21 protein-coding genes are annotated in these 18,578 nt (G+C 61.3%); 8 read left to right on the top strand and 13 right to left on the bottom strand.

All coding sequences use genetic code 11. The features are described from left to right. Window positions 1-43: 43 nt before the first annotated feature. The 6 genes from hemA (at window position 44) to AOA59_RS27400 (ending at window position 5,407) form a co-directional block, all read left to right on the top strand. A complete protein-coding gene (gene hemA / locus AOA59_RS27375; RefSeq protein ID WP_065929654.1) occupies window positions 44-1,333 on the top strand; it encodes a glutamyl-tRNA reductase in 1,290 nt (429 codons plus the stop codon). Further along, a complete protein-coding gene (gene prfA / locus AOA59_RS27380) occupies window positions 1,330-2,412 on the top strand; it encodes a peptide chain release factor 1 (protein ID WP_065929653.1) in 1,083 nt (360 codons plus the stop codon). Before hemA ends, prfA begins: the two co-directional genes overlap by 4 nt. After that, window positions 2,413-3,243 carry a peptide chain release factor N(5)-glutamine methyltransferase gene (gene prmC, locus AOA59_RS27385; RefSeq protein WP_099489709.1) on the top strand — a complete coding sequence of 277 codons (831 nt, stop codon included), beginning with the start codon at window positions 2,413-2,415 and terminating at the stop codon, window positions 3,241-3,243. Then, window positions 3,237-3,992, top strand: coding sequence for a molybdopterin-synthase adenylyltransferase MoeB (locus tag AOA59_RS27390; protein WP_099489710.1), 756 nt, complete (start codon window positions 3,237-3,239; stop codon window positions 3,990-3,992). Before prmC ends, AOA59_RS27390 begins: the two co-directional genes overlap by 7 nt. Further along, a complete protein-coding gene (gene murI / locus AOA59_RS27395; protein ID WP_099489711.1) occupies window positions 3,985-4,779 on the top strand; it encodes a glutamate racemase in 795 nt (264 codons plus the stop codon). Before AOA59_RS27390 ends, murI begins: the two co-directional genes overlap by 8 nt. Before the next feature lie 109 nt (window positions 4,780-4,888). Beyond that, on the top strand, window positions 4,889-5,407 hold the full coding sequence (locus AOA59_RS27400; RefSeq protein ID WP_065929650.1) for an acyloxyacyl hydrolase: 519 nt from the start codon (window positions 4,889-4,891) through the stop codon (window positions 5,405-5,407). Window positions 5,408-5,539: 132 nt separating this feature from the next. Here AOA59_RS27400 and AOA59_RS27410 read toward each other — a convergent pair whose 3' ends face one another. The 12 genes from AOA59_RS27410 to AOA59_RS27465 all read right to left on the bottom strand — a co-directional run bounded on the left by AOA59_RS27410 (window position 5,540) and on the right by AOA59_RS27465 (window position 15,533). Beyond that, complete coding sequence (locus tag AOA59_RS27410; RefSeq protein ID WP_056859129.1) at window positions 5,540-5,845, bottom strand: YkgJ family cysteine cluster protein; 306 nt, start codon at window positions 5,843-5,845, stop codon at window positions 5,540-5,542. A gap of 54 nt (window positions 5,846-5,899) precedes the next feature. Further along, the gene (locus AOA59_RS27415) at window positions 5,900-6,391 is read right to left on the bottom strand and encodes a DUF2878 domain-containing protein (RefSeq protein WP_069785933.1); all 492 of its coding nucleotides are present in this window, start codon (window positions 6,389-6,391) and stop codon (window positions 5,900-5,902) included. Further along, a complete protein-coding gene (locus tag AOA59_RS27420; protein WP_099489712.1) occupies window positions 6,384-7,655 on the bottom strand; it encodes a cyclopropane-fatty-acyl-phospholipid synthase family protein in 1,272 nt (423 codons plus the stop codon). Before AOA59_RS27420 ends, AOA59_RS27415 begins: the two co-directional genes overlap by 8 nt. Then, window positions 7,642-8,451, bottom strand: coding sequence for a DUF1365 domain-containing protein (locus AOA59_RS27425; RefSeq protein ID WP_099489713.1), 810 nt, complete (start codon window positions 8,449-8,451; stop codon window positions 7,642-7,644). The genes AOA59_RS27420 and AOA59_RS27425 overlap by 14 nt, the downstream gene beginning before the upstream one ends. Next, a complete protein-coding gene (locus AOA59_RS27430; protein ID WP_099489714.1) occupies window positions 8,448-9,695 on the bottom strand; it encodes an NAD(P)/FAD-dependent oxidoreductase in 1,248 nt (415 codons plus the stop codon). The genes AOA59_RS27425 and AOA59_RS27430 overlap by 4 nt, the downstream gene beginning before the upstream one ends. Next, the gene (locus tag AOA59_RS27435; protein WP_065929645.1) at window positions 9,692-10,474 is read right to left on the bottom strand and encodes an SDR family oxidoreductase; all 783 of its coding nucleotides are present in this window, start codon (window positions 10,472-10,474) and stop codon (window positions 9,692-9,694) included. The genes AOA59_RS27430 and AOA59_RS27435 overlap by 4 nt, the downstream gene beginning before the upstream one ends. After that, window positions 10,471-10,893 (bottom strand): nuclear transport factor 2 family protein, encoded by a 423-nt coding sequence (locus AOA59_RS27440; protein ID WP_065929644.1) that lies wholly within the window; start codon window positions 10,891-10,893, stop codon window positions 10,471-10,473. The genes AOA59_RS27435 and AOA59_RS27440 overlap by 4 nt, the downstream gene beginning before the upstream one ends. Beyond that, window positions 10,886-12,328 carry a deoxyribodipyrimidine photo-lyase gene (gene phrB, locus AOA59_RS27445; protein ID WP_099489715.1) on the bottom strand — a complete coding sequence of 481 codons (1,443 nt, stop codon included), beginning with the start codon at window positions 12,326-12,328 and terminating at the stop codon, window positions 10,886-10,888. The genes AOA59_RS27440 and phrB overlap by 8 nt, the downstream gene beginning before the upstream one ends. Next, window positions 12,329-13,258: a MerR family transcriptional regulator gene (locus tag AOA59_RS27450; protein WP_065929642.1), complete on the bottom strand. Its 930-nt coding sequence runs from the start codon at window positions 13,256-13,258 to the stop codon at window positions 12,329-12,331. A gap of 3 nt (window positions 13,259-13,261) precedes the next feature. Then, window positions 13,262-14,221: a DUF523 and DUF1722 domain-containing protein gene (locus AOA59_RS27455; RefSeq protein ID WP_099489716.1), complete on the bottom strand. Its 960-nt coding sequence runs from the start codon at window positions 14,219-14,221 to the stop codon at window positions 13,262-13,264. Window positions 14,222-14,334: 113 nt separating this feature from the next. After that, window positions 14,335-14,550, bottom strand: a complete 216-nt coding sequence (locus tag AOA59_RS27460; RefSeq protein WP_017137622.1) for a TIGR02450 family Trp-rich protein — start codon at window positions 14,548-14,550, stop codon at window positions 14,335-14,337. Then, complete coding sequence (locus AOA59_RS27465) at window positions 14,547-15,533, bottom strand: NAD(P)/FAD-dependent oxidoreductase (protein WP_017137621.1); 987 nt, start codon at window positions 15,531-15,533, stop codon at window positions 14,547-14,549. The genes AOA59_RS27460 and AOA59_RS27465 overlap by 4 nt, the downstream gene beginning before the upstream one ends. Before the next feature lie 238 nt (window positions 15,534-15,771). Between AOA59_RS27465 and AOA59_RS27470 the strand changes: the two genes are divergently transcribed. Then, a complete protein-coding gene (locus AOA59_RS27470) occupies window positions 15,772-16,671 on the top strand; it encodes a TIGR01777 family oxidoreductase (RefSeq protein WP_065929639.1) in 900 nt (299 codons plus the stop codon). Between the two features lie 14 nt (window positions 16,672-16,685). Then, the gene (hemH, locus tag AOA59_RS27475; protein WP_065929638.1) at window positions 16,686-17,711 is read left to right on the top strand and encodes a ferrochelatase; all 1,026 of its coding nucleotides are present in this window, start codon (window positions 16,686-16,688) and stop codon (window positions 17,709-17,711) included. 141 nt (window positions 17,712-17,852) lie between these two features. Here hemH and AOA59_RS27480 read toward each other — a convergent pair whose 3' ends face one another. Continuing rightward, window positions 17,853-18,572 (bottom strand): DUF4198 domain-containing protein, encoded by a 720-nt coding sequence (locus AOA59_RS27480; RefSeq protein ID WP_099489717.1) that lies wholly within the window; start codon window positions 18,570-18,572, stop codon window positions 17,853-17,855. Window positions 18,573-18,578: the final 6 nt, after the last annotated feature.

The following is an 18,578-nucleotide window of genomic DNA, read 5'->3' on the forward strand; positions in this document are numbered from 1 at the left end:
AGTAGGACAATTGTCGGCTTCCCGACATCATCAGCGATATTGAATGGCCTTCCTCGCACTCGGTATTAACCACAAGACTGCAACCGTAGACGTGCGCGAGCGCGTGGCGTTTACGCCAGAGCAGTTGGTTGAGGCCTTGCAGCAGCTCTGCCGGCTCACCGACAGCCGCGAAGCTGCGATCCTTTCGACCTGCAATCGCAGCGAGCTTTATATAGAGCAGGAACATCTTTCGGCGGATGTGGTGCTGCGCTGGCTGGCCGATTATCACCATTTGGACCTCGACGACCTGCGCGCCAGTGCTTATGTGCATGAAGAGGATGCGGCAGTTCGTCACATGATGCGCGTCGCCGCAGGGCTCGACTCGCTGGTGTTGGGCGAGCCGCAGATCCTCGGGCAGATGAAATCCGCCTACGCGGTGGCCCGCGAGGCCGGCACCGTCGGCCCGTTGCTTGGCCGTTTGTTCCAGGCCACGTTCAATTCGGCCAAGCAGGTGCGCACCGACACCGCCATCGGTGAAAACCCGGTGTCCGTCGCGTTCGCCGCCGTCAGCCTGGCCAAACAGATTTTCAGTGATTTGCAGCGCAGCCAGGCGCTGCTGATCGGCGCCGGTGAAACCATCACCTTGGTCGCGCGCCACCTGCATGACCTGGGCGTCAAGCGTATTGTGGTCGCCAACCGCACCCTGGAGCGCGCCAGCATCCTGGCCGAGCAGTTTGGCGCCCATGCTGTGTTGCTGTCGGACATCCCGGCCGAGCTGGTGCGCAGCGATATCGTCATCAGCTCCACCGCCAGCCAACTGCCGATCCTGGGCAAAGGCGCGGTCGAGAGTGCATTGAAGCTGCGCAAGCACAAGCCGATCTTCATGGTGGATATCGCCGTTCCCCGCGATATCGAGCCTGAAGTCGGCGAGTTGGACGACGTTTACCTCTACAGCGTCGACGATCTGCACGAAGTGGTCGCCGAAAACCTCAAGAGTCGCCAAGGCGCGGCCCAGGCCGCCGAAGAAATGGTCAGCACCGGCGCCGAAGACTTTATGGTGCGCCTGCGTGAATTGGCGGCGGTCGACGTGCTCAAGGCGTATCGTCAGCAGGGCGAACGCCTGCGTGATGAAGAATTGATCAAGGCCCAGCGTTTGCTGGCCAACGGCAGCAGCGCCGAAGACGTGCTGATGCAACTGGCGCGTGGCTTGACCAACAAATTGCTCCACGCCCCCAGCGTTCAGTTGAAAAAGCTTACCGCCGAAGGCCGCCTCGATGCGCTGGCCATGGCCCAGGAACTCTTTGCCCTCGGTGAGGGCGCGTCAGATAGCTCTTCGGATAAAAAACCGCAATGAAAGCGTCACTGCTCAATAAACTGGACGTGCTCCAGGACCGTTTCGAAGAACTGACCGCCTTGCTCGGCGATGGCGAGGTCATCTCCGATCAGACCAAGTTCCGTGCCTATTCCAAGGAATACGCCGAAGTTGAGCCTATCGTGGCCACCTATAAAAGCCTGATGAAAGTGCAGGCCGACCTCGAGGGCGCCCAGGCGCTGCTCAAAGACAGCGACCCGGACATGCGCGAAATGGCCGTGGAAGAAGTCCGCGAAGCCAAAGAGAAGCTGGTCGAGCTCGAAGGCGACCTGCAACGCATGCTGCTGCCCAAAGACCCGAACGATGGACGTAACGTGTTCCTCGAAATCCGCGCCGGCACCGGTGGCGACGAAGCGGCGATCTTCTCCGGCGACCTGTTCCGCATGTATTCGCGCTACGCCGAGCGACGTGGCTGGCGTGTCGAGATTTTGTCCGAGAACGAAGGCGAACACGGCGGCTATAAAGAAGTCATCGCGCGGGTCGAAGGTGACAACGTCTACGGCAAGCTAAAATTCGAATCCGGCGCGCACCGCGTGCAGCGGGTTCCGGCGACTGAATCCCAGGGCCGTATCCACACCTCTGCGTGCACCGTGGCCGTGTTGCCCGAGCCGGACGAGCAGGAAGCCATCGAGATCAACCCGGCAGACTTGCGTGTCGACACCTACCGGTCGTCGGGCGCCGGTGGTCAGCACGTGAACAAGACCGACTCGGCGATCCGCATTACCCACTTGCCGTCGGGCATCGTGGTCGAGTGCCAGGAAGAACGTTCCCAGCACAAAAACCGTGCGCGGGCCATGTCCTGGCTGTCGGCCAAGCTTAACGACCAGCAGACCAGCGCCGCCGCCAATGCAATTGCCAGCGAGCGCAAGTTGCTGGTGGGCTCGGGCGACCGCTCCGAACGCATTCGCACCTACAACTTTGCCCAGGGCCGGGTCACCGACCATCGGGTCAACCTCACCCTGTATTCCCTCGACGAGATTCTCGCCGGTGGCGTTGACGCGGTAATCGAGCCGTTGCTGGCCGAATACCAGGCTGATCAATTGGCGGCGATAGGTGAATAAATGACCATTATTGCCAGTCTCCTGCGCGCCGCCGACCTGCCAGACTCGCCCACCGCGCGGCTGGATGTGGAGCTGTTGCTGGCCGCTGCCCTGGGCAAATCGCGCAGCTACCTGCACACCTGGCCGGAAAAAATCGTCAGCAGCGAAGACGCGCTGACGTTTGCCGATTACCTGCAGCGTCGTCGCACGGGTGAGCCGATGGCCTACATCCTCGGGCAGCAGGGCTTCTGGAAGCTGGATTTGGAGGTTGCACCGCACACGCTGATTCCGCGCCCGGAAACCGAGTTGCTGGTAGAGGCCGCGCTGGAATTGCTGCCGTCCACGCCTGCCAGGGTTCTTGATCTTGGCACGGGCAGCGGCGCCATCGCCCTGGCCCTGGCCAGCGAGCGCCCGACCTGGCAGGTCACTGCGGTCGATCGTGTGCTCGAAGCCGTGGCCCTGGCCGAACGCAACCGCCAGCGCCTGCACCTGAAGAACGCCTCGGTGTTGAACAGCCATTGGTTCAGCGCGTTGCAAGGCCAGCACTTCGACTTGATCATCAGCAACCCGCCTTACATTGCCGATAACGATCCCCATCTGGTGGCCGGCGATGTGCGCTTTGAGCCCGCCAGTGCCTTGGTGGCAGGCCATGATGGGCTGGACGATTTGCGGTTGATCATCGCCCAGAGCCCGGCCCACTTGAATGCCGGTGGCTGGTTGCTGCTCGAACACGGTTACGACCAGGCTGGGGCGGTACGTGATTTGTTGTCGGGTGAGGGCTTTGATGAGGTCCACAGCCGCATCGACCTCGGCGGCCACGAACGCATCACGTTGGGGCGCCGTCCGTGCTGACCGACCAGGAACTGTTGCGCTATAGCCGACAGATTCTGTTGCAGCACGTCGACATCGACGGCCAATTGCGCCTGAAAAACGCCCGCGCGCTGATCGTCGGCCTCGGTGGGCTCGGCGCGCCGGTCGCGCTTTACCTGGCCGCCGCCGGTGTGGGTGAGTTGCACCTGGCAGACTTCGATACCGTCGACCTGACCAACCTGCAACGCCAGATCATCCACGATACCGACAGCGTCGGGCAGACCAAGGTCGATTCGGCCATGCGTCGTCTGGCCGCCATCAACCCGGAAATCGCGTTGGTCGCCCATCGCACTGCGCTGGATGCCGATTCACTCGCCGCCGCAGTGGCGGCGGTCGATGTGGTGCTCGATTGCAGCGACAACTTCTCTACCCGTGAGGCCGTAAACGCCGCTTGCGTTGCAGCGGGCAAGCCTTTGGTCAGCGGCGCGGCCATTCGCCTGGAAGGCCAATTGTCGGTGTTCGACCCACGGCGCGCCGAGAGCCCGTGCTACCACTGTTTATATGGGCACGGCAGCGACACCGAACTGACCTGCAGCGAAGCCGGTGTGGTCGGCCCGTTGGTCGGGCTGGTTGGTAGCCTGCAAGCACTGGAAGCCTTGAAGTTGCTGGCAGGTTTTGGTGAGCCCCTAGTGGGGCGTTTACTGTTGATCGATGCCTTGACCACGCGTTTTCGCGAGCTGCGCGTCAAGCGCGACCCCGGCTGCAGCGTTTGCGGAACGGCCCATGGTTAAGGACGCGCCCATCGGTGTGTTCGATTCCGGCGTCGGCGGCCTGTCGGTGCTGGATGAAATTCAGCAACTGTTGCCCCATGAGTCGTTGTTATACGTGGCTGACGGCGGGCACATCCCCTACGGTGAAAAATCCCCGGCGTTCATTCTTGAACGTAGCCGTTTGGTCGCCGGGTTTTTCCGCGAAAAAGGCGCCAAAGCCTTTGTGATTGCCTGCAATACCGCAACCGTCGCCGCCGTGGCTGATTTGCGCCAGGACTATCCCGACTGGCCCCTGGTGGGCATGGAACCTGCGGTCAAACCGGCGGCGGCCGCCACCCGCAGTGGCGTGGTCGGCGTGCTGGCCACCACCGGCACCCTGCAAAGCGCCAAGTTCGCCGCGCTGCTCGATCGCTTCGCCACCGATGTGCGGGTGATTACCCAGCCGTGTCCGGGGTTGGTTGAACTGATCGAAACCGGCGACCTCAACAGTGCCGCACTGCGCCAGTTGTTGCAGGGCTATGTCACCCCGCTGCTCAACGCAGGTTGCGACACCATCATCCTCGGCTGCACCCACTATCCCTTCCTCAAGCCGCTTCTGGCACAGATGCTTCCCCCCAGCATCGTCCTGATCGACACCGGCGCTGCCGTGGCCCGCCAGCTCAGGCGTCTGTTGGGCGAGCGTGACCTGCTGTCGCCTGGCAATCCTGAGCCAGCGCAGTTCTGGACCAGCGGCGACGTTGATCACCTAAGAAATATCCTACCGACACTCTGGAAATCTTCTGGCGTTGTGCGTAATTTTGGCTTGTGAAAAATTCGTGAAACATCGCGGTTAGAAGCTGAACTTCTGGCATCGCGCAAGCTTCTATAGCGTTAGCCTGTACAAACCCTACAACTTCGATTTCAAAGGATGTGCTCTTATGAAGCGCTTGTTCTGTTTGGCTGCGATTGCGGCCGCTGTGGTGGGACACTCAGTTTCGGCTCAGGCCGCCGGCCTGGAATTTGGGGTGGGGGGGACCAGCGATTCGACCTTGACCTATCGGTTGGGGCTGACGTCGGATTGGGATAAAAGCTGGTGGCAGAGTGATACGGGCCGACTGACCGGTTATTGGAGCGGCGCTTACACCTACTGGGACGGCGACAAACGCGCGAGTGTCAGCAGCCTGTCGTTCTCGCCGGTGTTTGTGTATGAGTTTGCCGGGGAGAAGGTCAAGCCTTACATCGAAGCGGGTATCGGTGTGGCGGTGTTTTCACGCACGCGGGTTGAAGACAACAACATCGGCCAGGCCTTCCAGTTCGAAGACCGCCTGGGCTTTGGTTTGCGCTTTGCCGGCGGGCATGAAGTGGGCATTCGTGCCACGCACTATTCCAATGCGGGCATCAGCAGCAATAACGACGGGGTAGAGAGCTACTCGTTGCACTACACCTACCCGTTGTAACTCTCAAGCCTGCGCCAAACCATGTGGGAGCTGGCTTGCCTGCGATGCAGACACCTCGGTTTATCAGTTACACCGAAGTGATGCTATCGCAGGCAAGCCAGCTCCCACATTTTATATTCGCCACATTTTGGCTCAGCGATACGCCGTCGCAATGCCTTGGCGCTCTTCAAGGCACTCCGGCGCACCCATCTCGAATTCCCGACAGATCAACGGCCGCCGCTCGTAAATCGTGCACATCATCGTGTCCCGATCCAGGGCCGCGCACCAGCCGTCATCCAGGCGCAGCATCACTTCACCGCCCCAATCGTCGGTATCGATATAGCGCTCCGGCACGCCGGTGTCGGTGATCAGCATGACTTCCAGCTGGCAGCAGCAGGCTGCGCACGTCGAGCAGGTGACGGCGGGTTCGGTGATTTGAGTGTGGGGGATGTTGGTCATAGGCGCGCAGTGTAAGGCAAGCGCGTTGCTTGCGTATGAATGCTCTGACGGACGTCAGTGCCCAAGCTGCCGTGCCACCCAGTGCAATACCGGGAACACCAGCGCCCAGAGCAACGCCAGGCCGATCAGCGTCAGCGTTGTGTCGTAGCCCAAACGCACACCGGCCAATTGGCTGCCGGCGTAATAAGACAGTGGCCCACCCACCGCCCCCAACAGGCTGGCGCGCCACCAGGGTTGTGCACTCCAGGCCAGGCAATGGCGCAGTGTGGTGGCGAGCAGTGCCCAGAGCATGATCAGCCAGAAGGGAATCAGCGGCCCTGGAAAACCGAAGTGAAACACGCCAAAGGTGCGCAACAAGGTATCAACCACGGTGCCCAACAGGGTCACGGCCAGGATCACTTGGCCTTCTTCAGACCATGAACTTGTCCACAGCAGGTGGATGGCCAGCACGCCCGCGCCCACCCACAACCAGCGGCTGTCACCGCCCAGCACACAGGCAAACCAGCCGCACTGGAACAGCACGGCATTGGCCAGGGTTTTAAGCATTGAAACGCCCGAGCAACGGCGGGTTGATCGCCGCAGGCTTGGCCAGCAGCAGCTGCGCGGTACCGATCGTTCGCTCCATAAACCCGCCTTCGCAGTAGCACAAGTAAAATTCCCACAGGCGCAGGAAGTACTCATCGTAGCCCAACTCGGCAAGACGACCATGGGCGCGCCGGAAGTTCTCATGCCACAGGCGCAGAGTGCGCGCGTAGTGCAAGCCGAAGTCTTCCATGTGCAGCAGGTTCATGTCGGTGTCGCGGCTGACGATCTGCAGCATGTTCTGCACAGAGGGCAGGGCGCCGCCGGGGAAAATATAGCGCTGGATAAAGTCGACGCTGTTTTTGGCCTTCTCATAACGCTGTTCACGAATAGTGATGGCTTGCAGCAGCATCAGCCCGTCGCTGTTGAGCAGGTGCGCGCATTGCTTGAAGTAGGTCGGCAGAAAGCGATGGCCCACCGCTTCGATCATCTCGATGGACACCAGTTTGTCGTACTGGCCCGTCAGGTCGCGGTAGTCCTGCAGCAGCAGCGTTACCTGCTCCTTGAGCCCCAAGGCCTCGATGCGTTTTTTGGTGTAGGCGAACTGCTCTTTGGACAAGGTCGTGGTGGTGACCTTGCAGCCATAGTGCTGCGCCGCATACAGCGCCATGCTGCCCCAGCCGGTGCCGATTTCTAGCAAATGGTCGGTGGGTTTGAGCGCGAGCTTCTGGCAGATGCGTTCCAGTTTATTCAGTTGCGCCTGTTCCAGGCTGTCGTCGGGGGTCAGAAACTGCGCCGCCGAATACATCATGGTCGGGTCGAGGAATTCCTCGAACAAGTCGTTGCCCAGGTCATAGTGGGCGGCGATATTTTTCTGCGAGCCCTTGCGGGTGTTGCGGTTAAGCCAGTGCAGGCCTTGGGTGAAGGGTCGCGCCAAGCGCGCCAGGCCGCCTTCCATGGCATCGAGCACATCCAGGTTGCTGACCATCACGCGCACCACGGCGGTGAGGTCCGGGCTGCTCCAGTAACCGTGGATAAACGCCTCGCCGGCGCCGATCGAACCATTGGCCGCCACCAGGCCCCAGACTGCCGAATCGTGGACCTGGATTTCGCCCAACAGATGCGCTTCGCGTGCGCCGAACACTTGGCGTTCACCGTCTTCGATCACCACCAACTGGCCGTGGCGCAGTTGGCTGAGCTGGCGCAGTACACCTTTGCGCAACAGCGCACTGGTCACGCCGTTGACGTTCAGGCGGTTGGTCTTGACCGATAAGCTAGGGGATTTCATGGCGGCGATCCTTGGTATACCCGACTGCGGTGCGAGAGGCGCCATCGGCGGCCTGATGGGAAAAAATCGGTGTGCGTTTGAGCAGCAGGCGCATGGCTTGCCAGTAAATCGCCAGGCAGGTCTTGGCGGTCATCCACGGGAAGCGCCACAGGTAGCGATGCAGGCTGGCGCGGGTCAGCGCTTCTTTTTGCAGGCTCAAGGTGGCGTCGAAGACTTTTTGCGTGCCCTGCCAATCAGCCATGTGCACGCCCAGCCTGTCGGCCGGCGGGCTGAAGCTCATGCGGTATTCCAGGTCGCGGGGTAAAAACGGCGACACATGGAACGCCTTGGCCACGGCGAAGTGCTGGTGTTCCTCGGCGCCGAGCGCCTGGGCCGGCAGCACATAGTGGTAGCGCTCGCGCCACGGGGTGTTGGTCACTTCACACAGGATCGCGGCCAGTTGCCCATCGGCCTCGAAGCAGTAGAAGAAACTCACCGGGTTAAAAGCCAGGCCCCAACTGCGGGCCTGGGTCAGTAGGCAGATAACGCCCCGGGGCTCGCGCCCCAGTGCCTTGCCGACTTCCTGGCGCACGGCATCGCTCAAGCTGATGCCGTGACGCGTAAATTCACGCAGGTAGTCCTGCTGGCGAAAGCCGAAGGGCGCCAGCCGGCTGTTGCCGGCCAGGGGCGAGAGCCCGAGCACTTCGTCTTGTTCGCTCAGGTCCAGGTACAGCAGGCCAATGCGGTAGCGAAAGGCGTGGGCCTTGGGCGCAAACCGGCGATGGGCGATCCAGCCGCTGTACAGGGCGCTGTTCATAGGGTTTCGCCAAAGGCCTGGGCCACGCGCAATGCGCTGGTCACGCCGTCTTCATGAAAGCCGTTGGCCCAGTAGGCGCCACAGTAAAAGGTGTGGCGCGCGCCGTGTAATTCTTCCCAGCGGTTTTGTGCCGCCACCGCTGCCAGGCTGTATTGCGGATGCGCATAGGTGTAGCGCGCAAGGATCTTCAGCGGGTTGATCATCGGCGTCTGGTTGAGGCTGACGCAAAAAGTGGTGTCGCTGTGGATGCCTTGCAGGATGTTCATGTCGTAAGTGACGGCCGCCTGGGTTTGCGCGGTGCCGCTCAGGCGATAATTCCAGCTGGCCCAGGCCAGTTTGCGCTCGGGCAGCAGGCGCGTGTCGGTGTGCAGCACCACGTCATTGTCGGCGTAGGGCAGGGCACCGAGAATGTCTTGCTCGGCCTGGCTCGGGTCGGCCAGTAACGCCAAGGCCTGGTCGCTGTGACAGGCAAACACCACGCGGTCAAAGCGCTCGCTGCCGGCGGGGCTGTGGATAATCACGCCCTCGTCTGTGCGTTCGACTTTATCCACAGGGCAATTGAGACGGATCTGCTCGCGAAAACTGCGGGTCAGCGGTTCGATGTAGCTGCTTGAACCGCCTTCGATCACACACCATTGCGGCCGATTGTTCACCGACAACAAGCCGTGGTTCTTGAAAAACCGCACAAAGAACTGCAACGGGAAACCGAGCATGTCCGCCAGGGACATCGACCAGATCGCCGCGCCCATCGGCACGATGTAATGGCGGATAAAGCGTGGGCCGTATCCACCGGCTTCCAGGTAATCGCCCAGGGTCATGTCGGCACTGATGCGTTGCTTTTGCAGGTCCAGCGGTGCCTGGCGGTTAAAGCGCAGAATGTCGCGCAACATGCCCCAGAATCCCGGCGAGAGAATATTGCGGCGCTGGGCAAACAGGCTGTTGAGGTTATTGCCGTTGTACTCAAAGCCTGCGTGCTGGTCGCACACCGAAAAGCTCATCTCGGTGGGTTTGAACGTCACGCCAATCTGCCCGAGCAGACGGATGAAATTAGGGTAGGTCCAGTCGTTGAACACGATAAAACCGGTGTCCACGGCATAGGGTTTGCCTTCGACCGTGACGTTGACCGTGTGGGTATGCCCGCCAATGCGCTCGCCCGCCTCAAACAGCGTGATGTCGTGGCGCCGGCTGAGCAGGTAAGCGCTGGTCAGCCCGGCGATACCGCTGCCGATGATGGCGATCTTCACAGGTCGTCCTTCTTCGGTGGCGGGCTGCGCAGCATGCGTTTGCCGATAATCAGTTGTGCGCGGTTGGGCAGCTTCGACAATGGCCACAGGGTGGCGATAAACATCGCCGGGAAGGCGATTTCCAGCGGGCGTTTTTCCAGCTTGGCGAAGATATGCCGTGCAGCCTTCTCGGCGGACCAGCTCAGCGGCATCGGGAAATCATTGCGTTCGGTCAGTGGGGTGTCGACAAAGCCCGGGCTTATCACCGTGACGTCGATGTTCTCCGGCGACAGGCTGATGCGCAGCGATTCAAACAGGTAACGCAGCCCGGCCTTGGACGCGCCATAGGCTTCGGCGCGTGGCATTGGCAGGTAGGTCACGGCGCTCGCGACGCCCACCAGATGTGGGGTGAGCCCTTTGCGCAACAGCGGCAGTGCAGCTTCGATGCAATAGCTGCTGGCAAGCAGGTTGGTGCGCACCACGTGCTCGACGATGGAGGAATCGAATTGCCGGGCGTCGACATACTCACAGGTGCCGGCGTTGAGGATCACCGTATCCAATGAACCCCAGACCTCGCCGATGTGTTCGCCGATCTCGCGCACGGTCTGGCTGTCGGTCAGGTCGCCGGCCACCACCAGCACTTGGCCTGGGTAACGCAGGGCGAACGCTTCAAGCGGGCCTTTGCTGCGCGAGCTGAGCGCCACATGCGCGCCACTGTTGAGCAGTTCGACGGCCAGAGCGGCACCGATGCCACTGCTGGCACCGGTCAACCAATAACGGCGGGGCGGTACAAGGCTCATCCCATTCTCCTTTTTAGCCAACTGACCACAGGGCCGACTACCGGCAGGTGTTCATAGAGCAACGCGCCCGCATCGAAATAATCGCGATGGCGGTAGACCTTGTCGCGCCACATCAGGTGCGAGCAACCTTCCACCCGGATCACCTTGCCACTGGCCAGGCGCGGGTGGCAAAAGCTCATTTTCCAGCGCAGGTAGCCTTCACCTTCGGCGACCTGGTCGAAGCCGTGGAAGTCAAAACGCAACTGGCTGATGTTGCTGTACATCTGGGCGAAGTAACTGCGCAAAGCGGGCAGCCCGTGCACTTCGTGCAGCGGATCGGTGAAGGCGATGTCCTGGCTGTACAAGCTGTCGAGCAGGTGCAGGTTGTGCTTGTCCAGCGTGGTAAAGGCCTGGGCGAACCGCTGCAGGAAGTCACTCATGTTCGGCGACCTCCTGGCGTGAAGGCAGGTTGCGAAAGGCGGCGAGTGCACGCTCGCGGGATTTTTTCAGGTCGACAATCGAGCGTGGGTAATCTGCCACGCCGAACAGGCCACCGGCGGCTTCGGGGTTGTGCACTTCCTTCTTGTTCAGCGCCGCCAGCTCCGGTAGCCAGTGCTTGATGAACACCCCTTCGCTGTCGAACTTTTCCGACTGGCTCAACGGGCTGAAAATCCGGAAATACGGCGCCGAATCGGTGCCGGTGGACGAGCTCCACTGCCAGCCGCCGTTATTGGCGGCCAGGTCGCCGTCGATCAAGTGGCGCATAAAGAAGCGCTCACCTTCGCGCCAGTCGATCAGCAGGTTCTTGGTCAAAAACATCGCCACCACCATGCGCAGGCGGTTGTGCATCCAACCGGTTTCCAGCAGTTGGCGCATGGCCGCGTCAATAATCGGCAGGCCGGTGCGCCCTTGTTGCCAGGCGGCCAAGTCCTTGGGCGCATCGCGCCAGGCCAGCGCCTCGGTTTCGATGCGGAACGCACGGTGGCGCGAGACCCGTGGGTAACCGACCAGAATATGTTTGTAGAACTCGCGCCACAGCAACTCGTTGATCCAGGTGATGGCGCCGATATCGCCGCTTTCGAACTCGCCCTGGTTGGTTTGCAGGGCGGCGTGCAGGCACTGGCGTGGTGAAACCACACCGGCGGCGAGGTAGGCCGAGAGCTGGCTGGTGCCGGGTTTGGCCGGGAAGTCGCGTTCGTCTTTGTAGTAGCTGATCTGTTGGTCGGCGAAGGTGTCGAGGCGACGCCGGGCTTCTTCCTCACCCGCCGGCCAGAGGGCGCGCAAGGTGTCGCTGGGTGTTTCGAAGCCTTCGACCTGATCCGGGATGGCGTCGCGGTGCACATCCAGCGGTGCCTGTTGTTGCGGCGTCGCCACCAGGCGCGGCAAGGCGCTGTGCAGGCGGTTGTAACAGACTTTGCGGAACTGACTGAATACCTGGAAGTAAGTGCCGGTTTTGGTCAGCACGCTGCCAGGTTGGAAAAACAACTGGTCGAGGTAACTGTGGAACGTCACCCCGTCAGCCTCCAGAGCTTTGGCCACGGCCACATCGCGACGGCTCTCATGAATGCCGTATTCCTCGTTGACGTGCACCGAGTCCACCGACAGTTCCCGGCACAGTTTGCCCAGCACGGCGGGCGCCTTGTCCCAGGTGTCGGCGGTGCGAATCAGCAAGGGAATGTTCAGTTCGCCAAGGGCCTGGCTCAAGTGCTTGAGGTTGCGCAGCCAGAAATCGACTTTGCAGGGCGCATCATCATGGGCCAGCCATTGCTGCGGCGTGATCAGGTACACGGCGACAACCGGGCCGCGCTGGCAGGCGGCGGCGAGGGCGGTGTTGTCGTGCAGGCGCAAGTCGGTGCGCAACCAGATCAAATGCATTTAGACAATTCCACGCTGGATCAATAACTGGTGGGCCGACAACGGGTCTTCGGCCACGAACAATTCAGGAGTGTCACGGGTTAATACGGCTAACTCGTCCTGGTGGATGCATACCGTTGGTCCGGCAATCAAAATTGGGCAATTGATGCCGCCTAAAAGTTTGCTGAGTGCCGACAGGTGGAGGGCTTTGCTTGAATACAGCAGCACCGCACGCGGTTGCAGGTGTTCCACGGCCAGGGCCAATTCGCCGGTCGGCAAAGGCCAATCAAAAACCTCGACGGGGCAGTCGGCACTGCTGGCCAGCCAGGCGCTGAGCCACAGGTGCGGCTCCAGCGGCACGTCGGACTGGTTGACCAGCAGCAACGGTGCGCCCTGGAGCTGGCGGTTGTTGTGGTAAATGCGCGCGCCGAACTTGCTGCGCAGCCAGGACAGGAAAAACACCCGCTCCATTTGTGCGCCGAACTGGCCCTGCCAGCGTTGCTCCAGCGCGGTGAGCAGCGGCAGCATCAACTGCTCACACAAGGTGCGCGGCGGGTACAGCGCCATGGCCTGGTTGAACAGGTCGTCGACCCGGCGTTCGGCCAGTTCGCTGATTGCGGTGAGCAGTTTATGCCGCAGCACATGCCATTCATTTTCGACGCTGTCGGGGCTGGCCTGGGCGGAATCGATCAAGCCTTTGACCTGGCTGACCGGCACGCCACGGTTGAGCCAGGTCAGAATGGTGTGGATGCGTTGCACGTGTTCGGCGCTGAACAGCCGATGGCCCTTGGGTGTGCGCTGGGGCACGATCAAGCCATAACGGCGCTCCCAGGCACGCAGGGTCACGGCGTTGACGCCGGTCTGGCGCGCCACTTCGCGAATCGGCAGCCAGCCGTCTTCGATGGCTTGGGCGATGTCTTCGACAGGGTCGTCTTGCAGGGCAGGTGTCATGGTCTAGATCGCATTACGCAGGCTGAGGTTTTCCGGATGCGGCTGCAAGTAGGCCTGCTGCGCGATGTAGCGGTCCGGGTGTTGGCGAAAGTGATGTTTGAGCAAGGTCAGCGGCACCACCAGCGGCACGATGCCGGTGCGGTATTGGCCGATGACGGTTTGCATTTCCTGCTTGTCATCGGCGCTGATGGCCTGCTTGAGGTAGCCACTGATGTGTTGCAGCACATTGGTGTGGGTGCCGCGGGTGGCGCATTTTTTCAGGCCGCTCATCAATTCGCTGAAATAGCCGGCGGCCAGTTCATCCAGGTTGATGCCCTTGCCCATGCTGCCCAGCAGGTGGCCAAGGCTTTTGTAATGCACGGGGCTGTGGGCCATCAGCAGGTATTTGTAGCGCGCGTGGAACGCCAACAGGCGGTGACGGGTGATACCTTCAGTCAGCAATTGTTGCCAGCTGGCGTACACAAACACGCGGGTGAGGAAGTTCTCGCGCAGCACCGGGTCATTCAGCCGGCCGTCTTCTTCCACCGGCAGGTTGGGGTGGCGTGCGCAAAACGCCTGGGCATAAATGCCGCGCCCGCCGCCATCGACGGGCGTGCCGTTGTCGCGATAGACCTTGACCCGCTCCAGCCCGCACGACGGCGACTTCTGCATGAAGATATAGCCGCACAGGTCTGTGTGTTCCACCGCCATCTGCTGGCCGTAATCGTCCAGGGGCTGGGTCACATTGAGTTCACGGTGCACGGTGCCGACGGCCTGCGGGTGAGCAGGGTCGCCCACCAGGCGAATCGGTTCGCGGGGGATGCCCAGGCCAATTGCGACTTCGGGGCACAACGGCACGAAGTCGAAATAGTCTGCGAGGGTTTGGCTGCACAGCAGGGATTGTTTGTGTCCGCCGTTGAAGCGCACGTTCTCGCCGAGTAGGCAGGCACTGATAGCGATCTTCGGTTTTGCGCTGCTGGACATGCTCAACCCTCTGCGAAATTCCTGTACAGATTTATAATTCTGTACAACTAAATCTCATCATAGGTTTGATGATGTACAAGTCAAATTATTTGTATAAGTTTTTTCAGCGCCCGCTATTTCCAGCCCATGCGCCAGTCTTCGGCATTTTGCAGGGTTTGCCACGGGAGCCGTTCGGCGCGGCGGGTCATGACCGCTTGCAGTTCGATTTCGAGCACGGTGCCTTCGTCATCACGAAACAGCTCGGTGACCAAAAAGTGTTTTTCCTTGTTGCGCGGGCGTGCTGCTGTCCACTTCGACAACAGCAATTTCGTCGGGTTGAGACGGTTCATTGCAGGTGTTCGATCAGGCGGCGTGCGGCTTCCTGGCCGCTGAGCCACGCGCCTTCGACCCGCCCGGACAGGCACCAGTCACCACACACGTACAGGCCCAGGTCGGCGTCGGCCAACACACCGAATTCATGCCGCTCCGACGGCCTGGCGTAGAGCCAGCGATGGGCCAGGCTGAAGGACGGCGCGGGCATGGCGCTGTGCAGCAGTTCGGCGAAGGCGCCGTGCAGGTGTTCGATCACTGCCTCTTTGGGCAGGTCGAGGTTGGCCTTGCTCCAGGCGCTGGTGGCGTGCAGCACCCAGGTGTCGAGGGTGGCGTCGCGCCCGGGTTTGCTACGGTTGCGCGCCAGCCAGTCGAGCGGGCTGTCTTGCACAAAGCAGCCTTGCATCGGCGTATCCAGCGGCGTGTCGAAGGCGAGGGCGACGGCCCAGGTCGGGTCCATCTTCACCCCGGCGGCGGCGCTTGCAAGCTTGGGCGCGGCAGCCAGCAGGGCGGTGGCCTGGGGCGCCGGCGTGGCAATCACCACGTGGCTGAACGGGCCATGATTGCCACCGTCGGCGTCCAGCAGGTTCCAGTGCTGTTTGCCTTGGAACACTTCGGTGATGCGGCAACCGAACTCCACCGGCAAGTCATCAAGCAGCGCGCGGGTAATGGCGCTCATGCGCGGCGTGCCGACCCAGCGGATCTGCTCGTCGGGGGAGGGCGTAAGCTGGCCGGACTTGAAGTTGTACAACTGCGGTTTCCACTGTTCGGCCCAGCCGTTGCTTTGCCAGCGCTGCACTTCGTTGACGAAGCGCCGGTCGCGGGCCGTGAAGTATTGCGCGCCCATGTCCAAGGCACCGGCATCGCTGCGCTTGCTGGACATGCGGCCGCCACTGCCACGGCTTTTATCGAAGAGTTGTACAACGTGCCCCGCGTCTCGTAACGCTCGGGCGGCGGAAAGACCGGCGATGCCGGTGCCGATGATCGCGATGGGAACAGTCATGGGGGGCCTCGTTTTACCTTTGAGTACAGACTACGCCGACACCCATAGCTGTACAATATTGTTTTTTGGTATAAGTTTTGGCGTACCTGTTCTAACGGCGTGACCTATTGTTAAAGGTGAGGGGTTAAGGGTGAGGCTTGAATTGGCCTCTGAAACCAACGTAACGCCCAATTACAAAAGATCCCTGCTTATAAAATAGACTAGCGATGGGCGGCAAACGTTACATGAGGAGAAACCCATGCATATTTTGCTGACCGGCGGTACGGGCTTGATCGGTCGCCAACTCTGCCTGCACTGGCTGGCCCAGGGGCATCGCTTGACGGTGTGGAGCCGTGAGCCGGATACCGTGGCCAAATGGTGCGGTGCCGAGGTGCTCGGTGTTGGCCGCTTGCAGGACGTGATCGGCACGGTGGATGCGGTGGTCAACCTGGCCGGCGCGCCGATTGCCGATCGCCCGTGGACCAAAAAGCGCAAGGCATTGCTGTGGAGCAGCCGCATCAGCCACACCGAAACCTTGCTGGCTTGGATGCAAGGCCTGGCGCAAAAGCCGGCGGTGTTGATTTCCGGTTCTGCAGTGGGCTGGTACGGCGACGGTGGCGAGCGCGAACTGACCGAAGCCAGCGGCCCGGTGCAGGACGATTTCCCCAGCCAGTTGTGCATTGCCTGGGAAGAAACCGCGTTGCGCGCCGAAGCCTTCGGCACCCGCGTGGTGCTGGTGCGAACGGGCCTGGTGTTGTCGGCCAAGGGCGGCTTTTTGTCGCGGCTGCTGCTGCCATTCAAACTGGGGCTGGGCGGGCCGATCGGCAATGGTCGGCAGTGGATGCCGTGGGTCCATATCAAAGATCAAATCGCCCTGATTGATTTTCTTCTGCACAACGGCGATGCCAGCGGTCCTTATAATGCCTGCGCGCCACACCCGGTACGTAATCGCGAGTTCGCCAAAACCCTGGGCCAAGTGCTGCACCGCCCGGCGTTCATGCCGATGCCGGCGTTTGCCTTGAAGGTCGGCCTGGGCGAGTTGTCCGGTCTGCTGTTGGGCGGCCAGAAGGCCGTTCCCGAACGGTTGCTGGCCGCCGGTTTCACTTTTCAGTTCACTGAGTTGCACGCGGCCCTGGAAGATTTATCCAGCCGCCTCTAGCCATAGGATGTTGCATGACGGATCACGCGTTGTTACTGGTCAATCTGGGTTCACCGGCATCCACTTCGGTGGCCGATGTGCGCAGCTACCTTAATCAGTTCCTGATGGACCCTTACGTGATCGACCTGCCGTGGCCGGTGCGGCGCTTGCTGGTGTCGCTGATCCTGATCAAGCGCCCTGAGCAATCGGCGCATGCCTACGCCTCGATCTGGTGGGAAGAAGGTTCGCCGCTTGTGGTCCTGAGTCGTCGCTTGCAAGCGCAAATGACCCAGCAGTGGACCCACGGCCCGGTGGAGTTGGCGATGCGCTACGGCGAGCCGTCGCTTGAAACCACCCTCACGCGCCTCGCGGCTCAAGGCATTCAAAAAGTCACCCTGGCGCCGTTGTATCCGCAGTTCGCTGACAGCACCGTGACCACGGTGATCGAAGAAGCCAAGCGTGTGGTCCGCGACAAGAAGCTCAATGTGCAGTTTTCTATCTTGCAGCCGTTCTACGATCAGCCGGAATACCTCGACGCCTTGGTCGCCAGCGCCCGGCCGTACGTGGCGCAGGCATTCGATCACTTGTTGCTGAGCTTCCATGGGTTGCCTGAGCGCCATCTGAAAAAACTCGACCCCACAGGCCAGCATTGCTTCAAGGATGCTGACTGCTGCAAGAACGCTTCGCCCGAGGTGCTTGCCACCTGCTACCGCGCCCAGTGCTTCAGCGTGGCGCGCGACTTTGCCGCGCGCATGGGATTGCCGGAGGGCAAGTGGTCGGTGGCGTTCCAGTCACGGCTGGGCCGCGCCAAGTGGATCGAACCCTACACCGAAGCCCGCCTGGAAGCCTTGGCCGGGCAAGGCGTGAAAAAGCTGCTGGTGATGTGCCCGGCGTTTGTCGCCGACTGCATCGAGACCCTGGAGGAAATTGGCGATCGCGGTCTGGAGCAGTTCCGCGAGGCAGGGGGCGAGGAGTTGGTGCTGGTGCCGTGCTTGAACGATGACCCGCAGTGGGCGGTGGCGCTTAATACGCTGTGCGAGCGGGCGCCGTTGTCACTCTAATCAAGCCAAACACAGACTAAATGTGGGAGCGGGCTTGCTCGCGAATGTGGTGGATCAGTCAATACATCCGGTGACTGACCCAACGCATTCGCGAGCAAGCCCGCTCCCACATTGATGGTGCCCACTTCGAGTTTTCGGTGTTTACTCGTGGTGCGGTTCACCGAGGAAGGTCAGCGAAGTAAACAGCCCACGTGTCGCCACATCAGCATTGTCTTTCAGCGGCACTTCAACCTGCGCAGCAATCACATTCAACCCTTCATTACGCACCAGCACCTGGGCGCGGCCATCCTTGTCGGTCTCCGTGCTCACGGTGTTCGGCGCATTGCGATAATCACCTACCAGCTTGATACCCGCCGCAGGCTTGCCGTCCAGCAGCACCCGCACCGGCAGCGATTTGCCTGGCCCTACGGTCAGCGGGTCGACTTCCGGCAGGATCAGCAGCTTGATCTGGTCCAGCTTGGGCAGTTTCGCCCCCGGCTGGTAAATCGCCAGGCTGTATTTGAAGGTCTGGGTCGATTGAATCGCCCCCGGCACTTGGCTGCGGCCCTGGTTGACCCACTTTTTGTCTGGCGTCTGCGACCACATGCCGTTGTCCAGGGCCACGGCCATCACGGCCGGTGATTTGAGCGGCTTGAGGCGTGCGTGGTCGGGCAGGCGCTCTACGGTCACCGGGATCATCTTGCCGCCCGCGTCATACGCCCAGGCACCGCTGATTTTCTGTGCCTTGAACGCGTTGTCCTCGGCACCGTGGCCGTAGATCACTTCGATATTGCCGCGCCGCTGTTCGGTCCACAGGCCGTGGGCCGAGACTTGGGTGGCAAACAGCAGGCCGATGACGGCCAGGGATTTGAAGGCTTGCATGTTGAC

The organism is Pseudomonas sp. 2822-15 (assembly GCF_002742515.1).
Lineage (GTDB): Bacteria > Pseudomonadota > Gammaproteobacteria > Pseudomonadales > Pseudomonadaceae > Aquipseudomonas > Aquipseudomonas salomonii.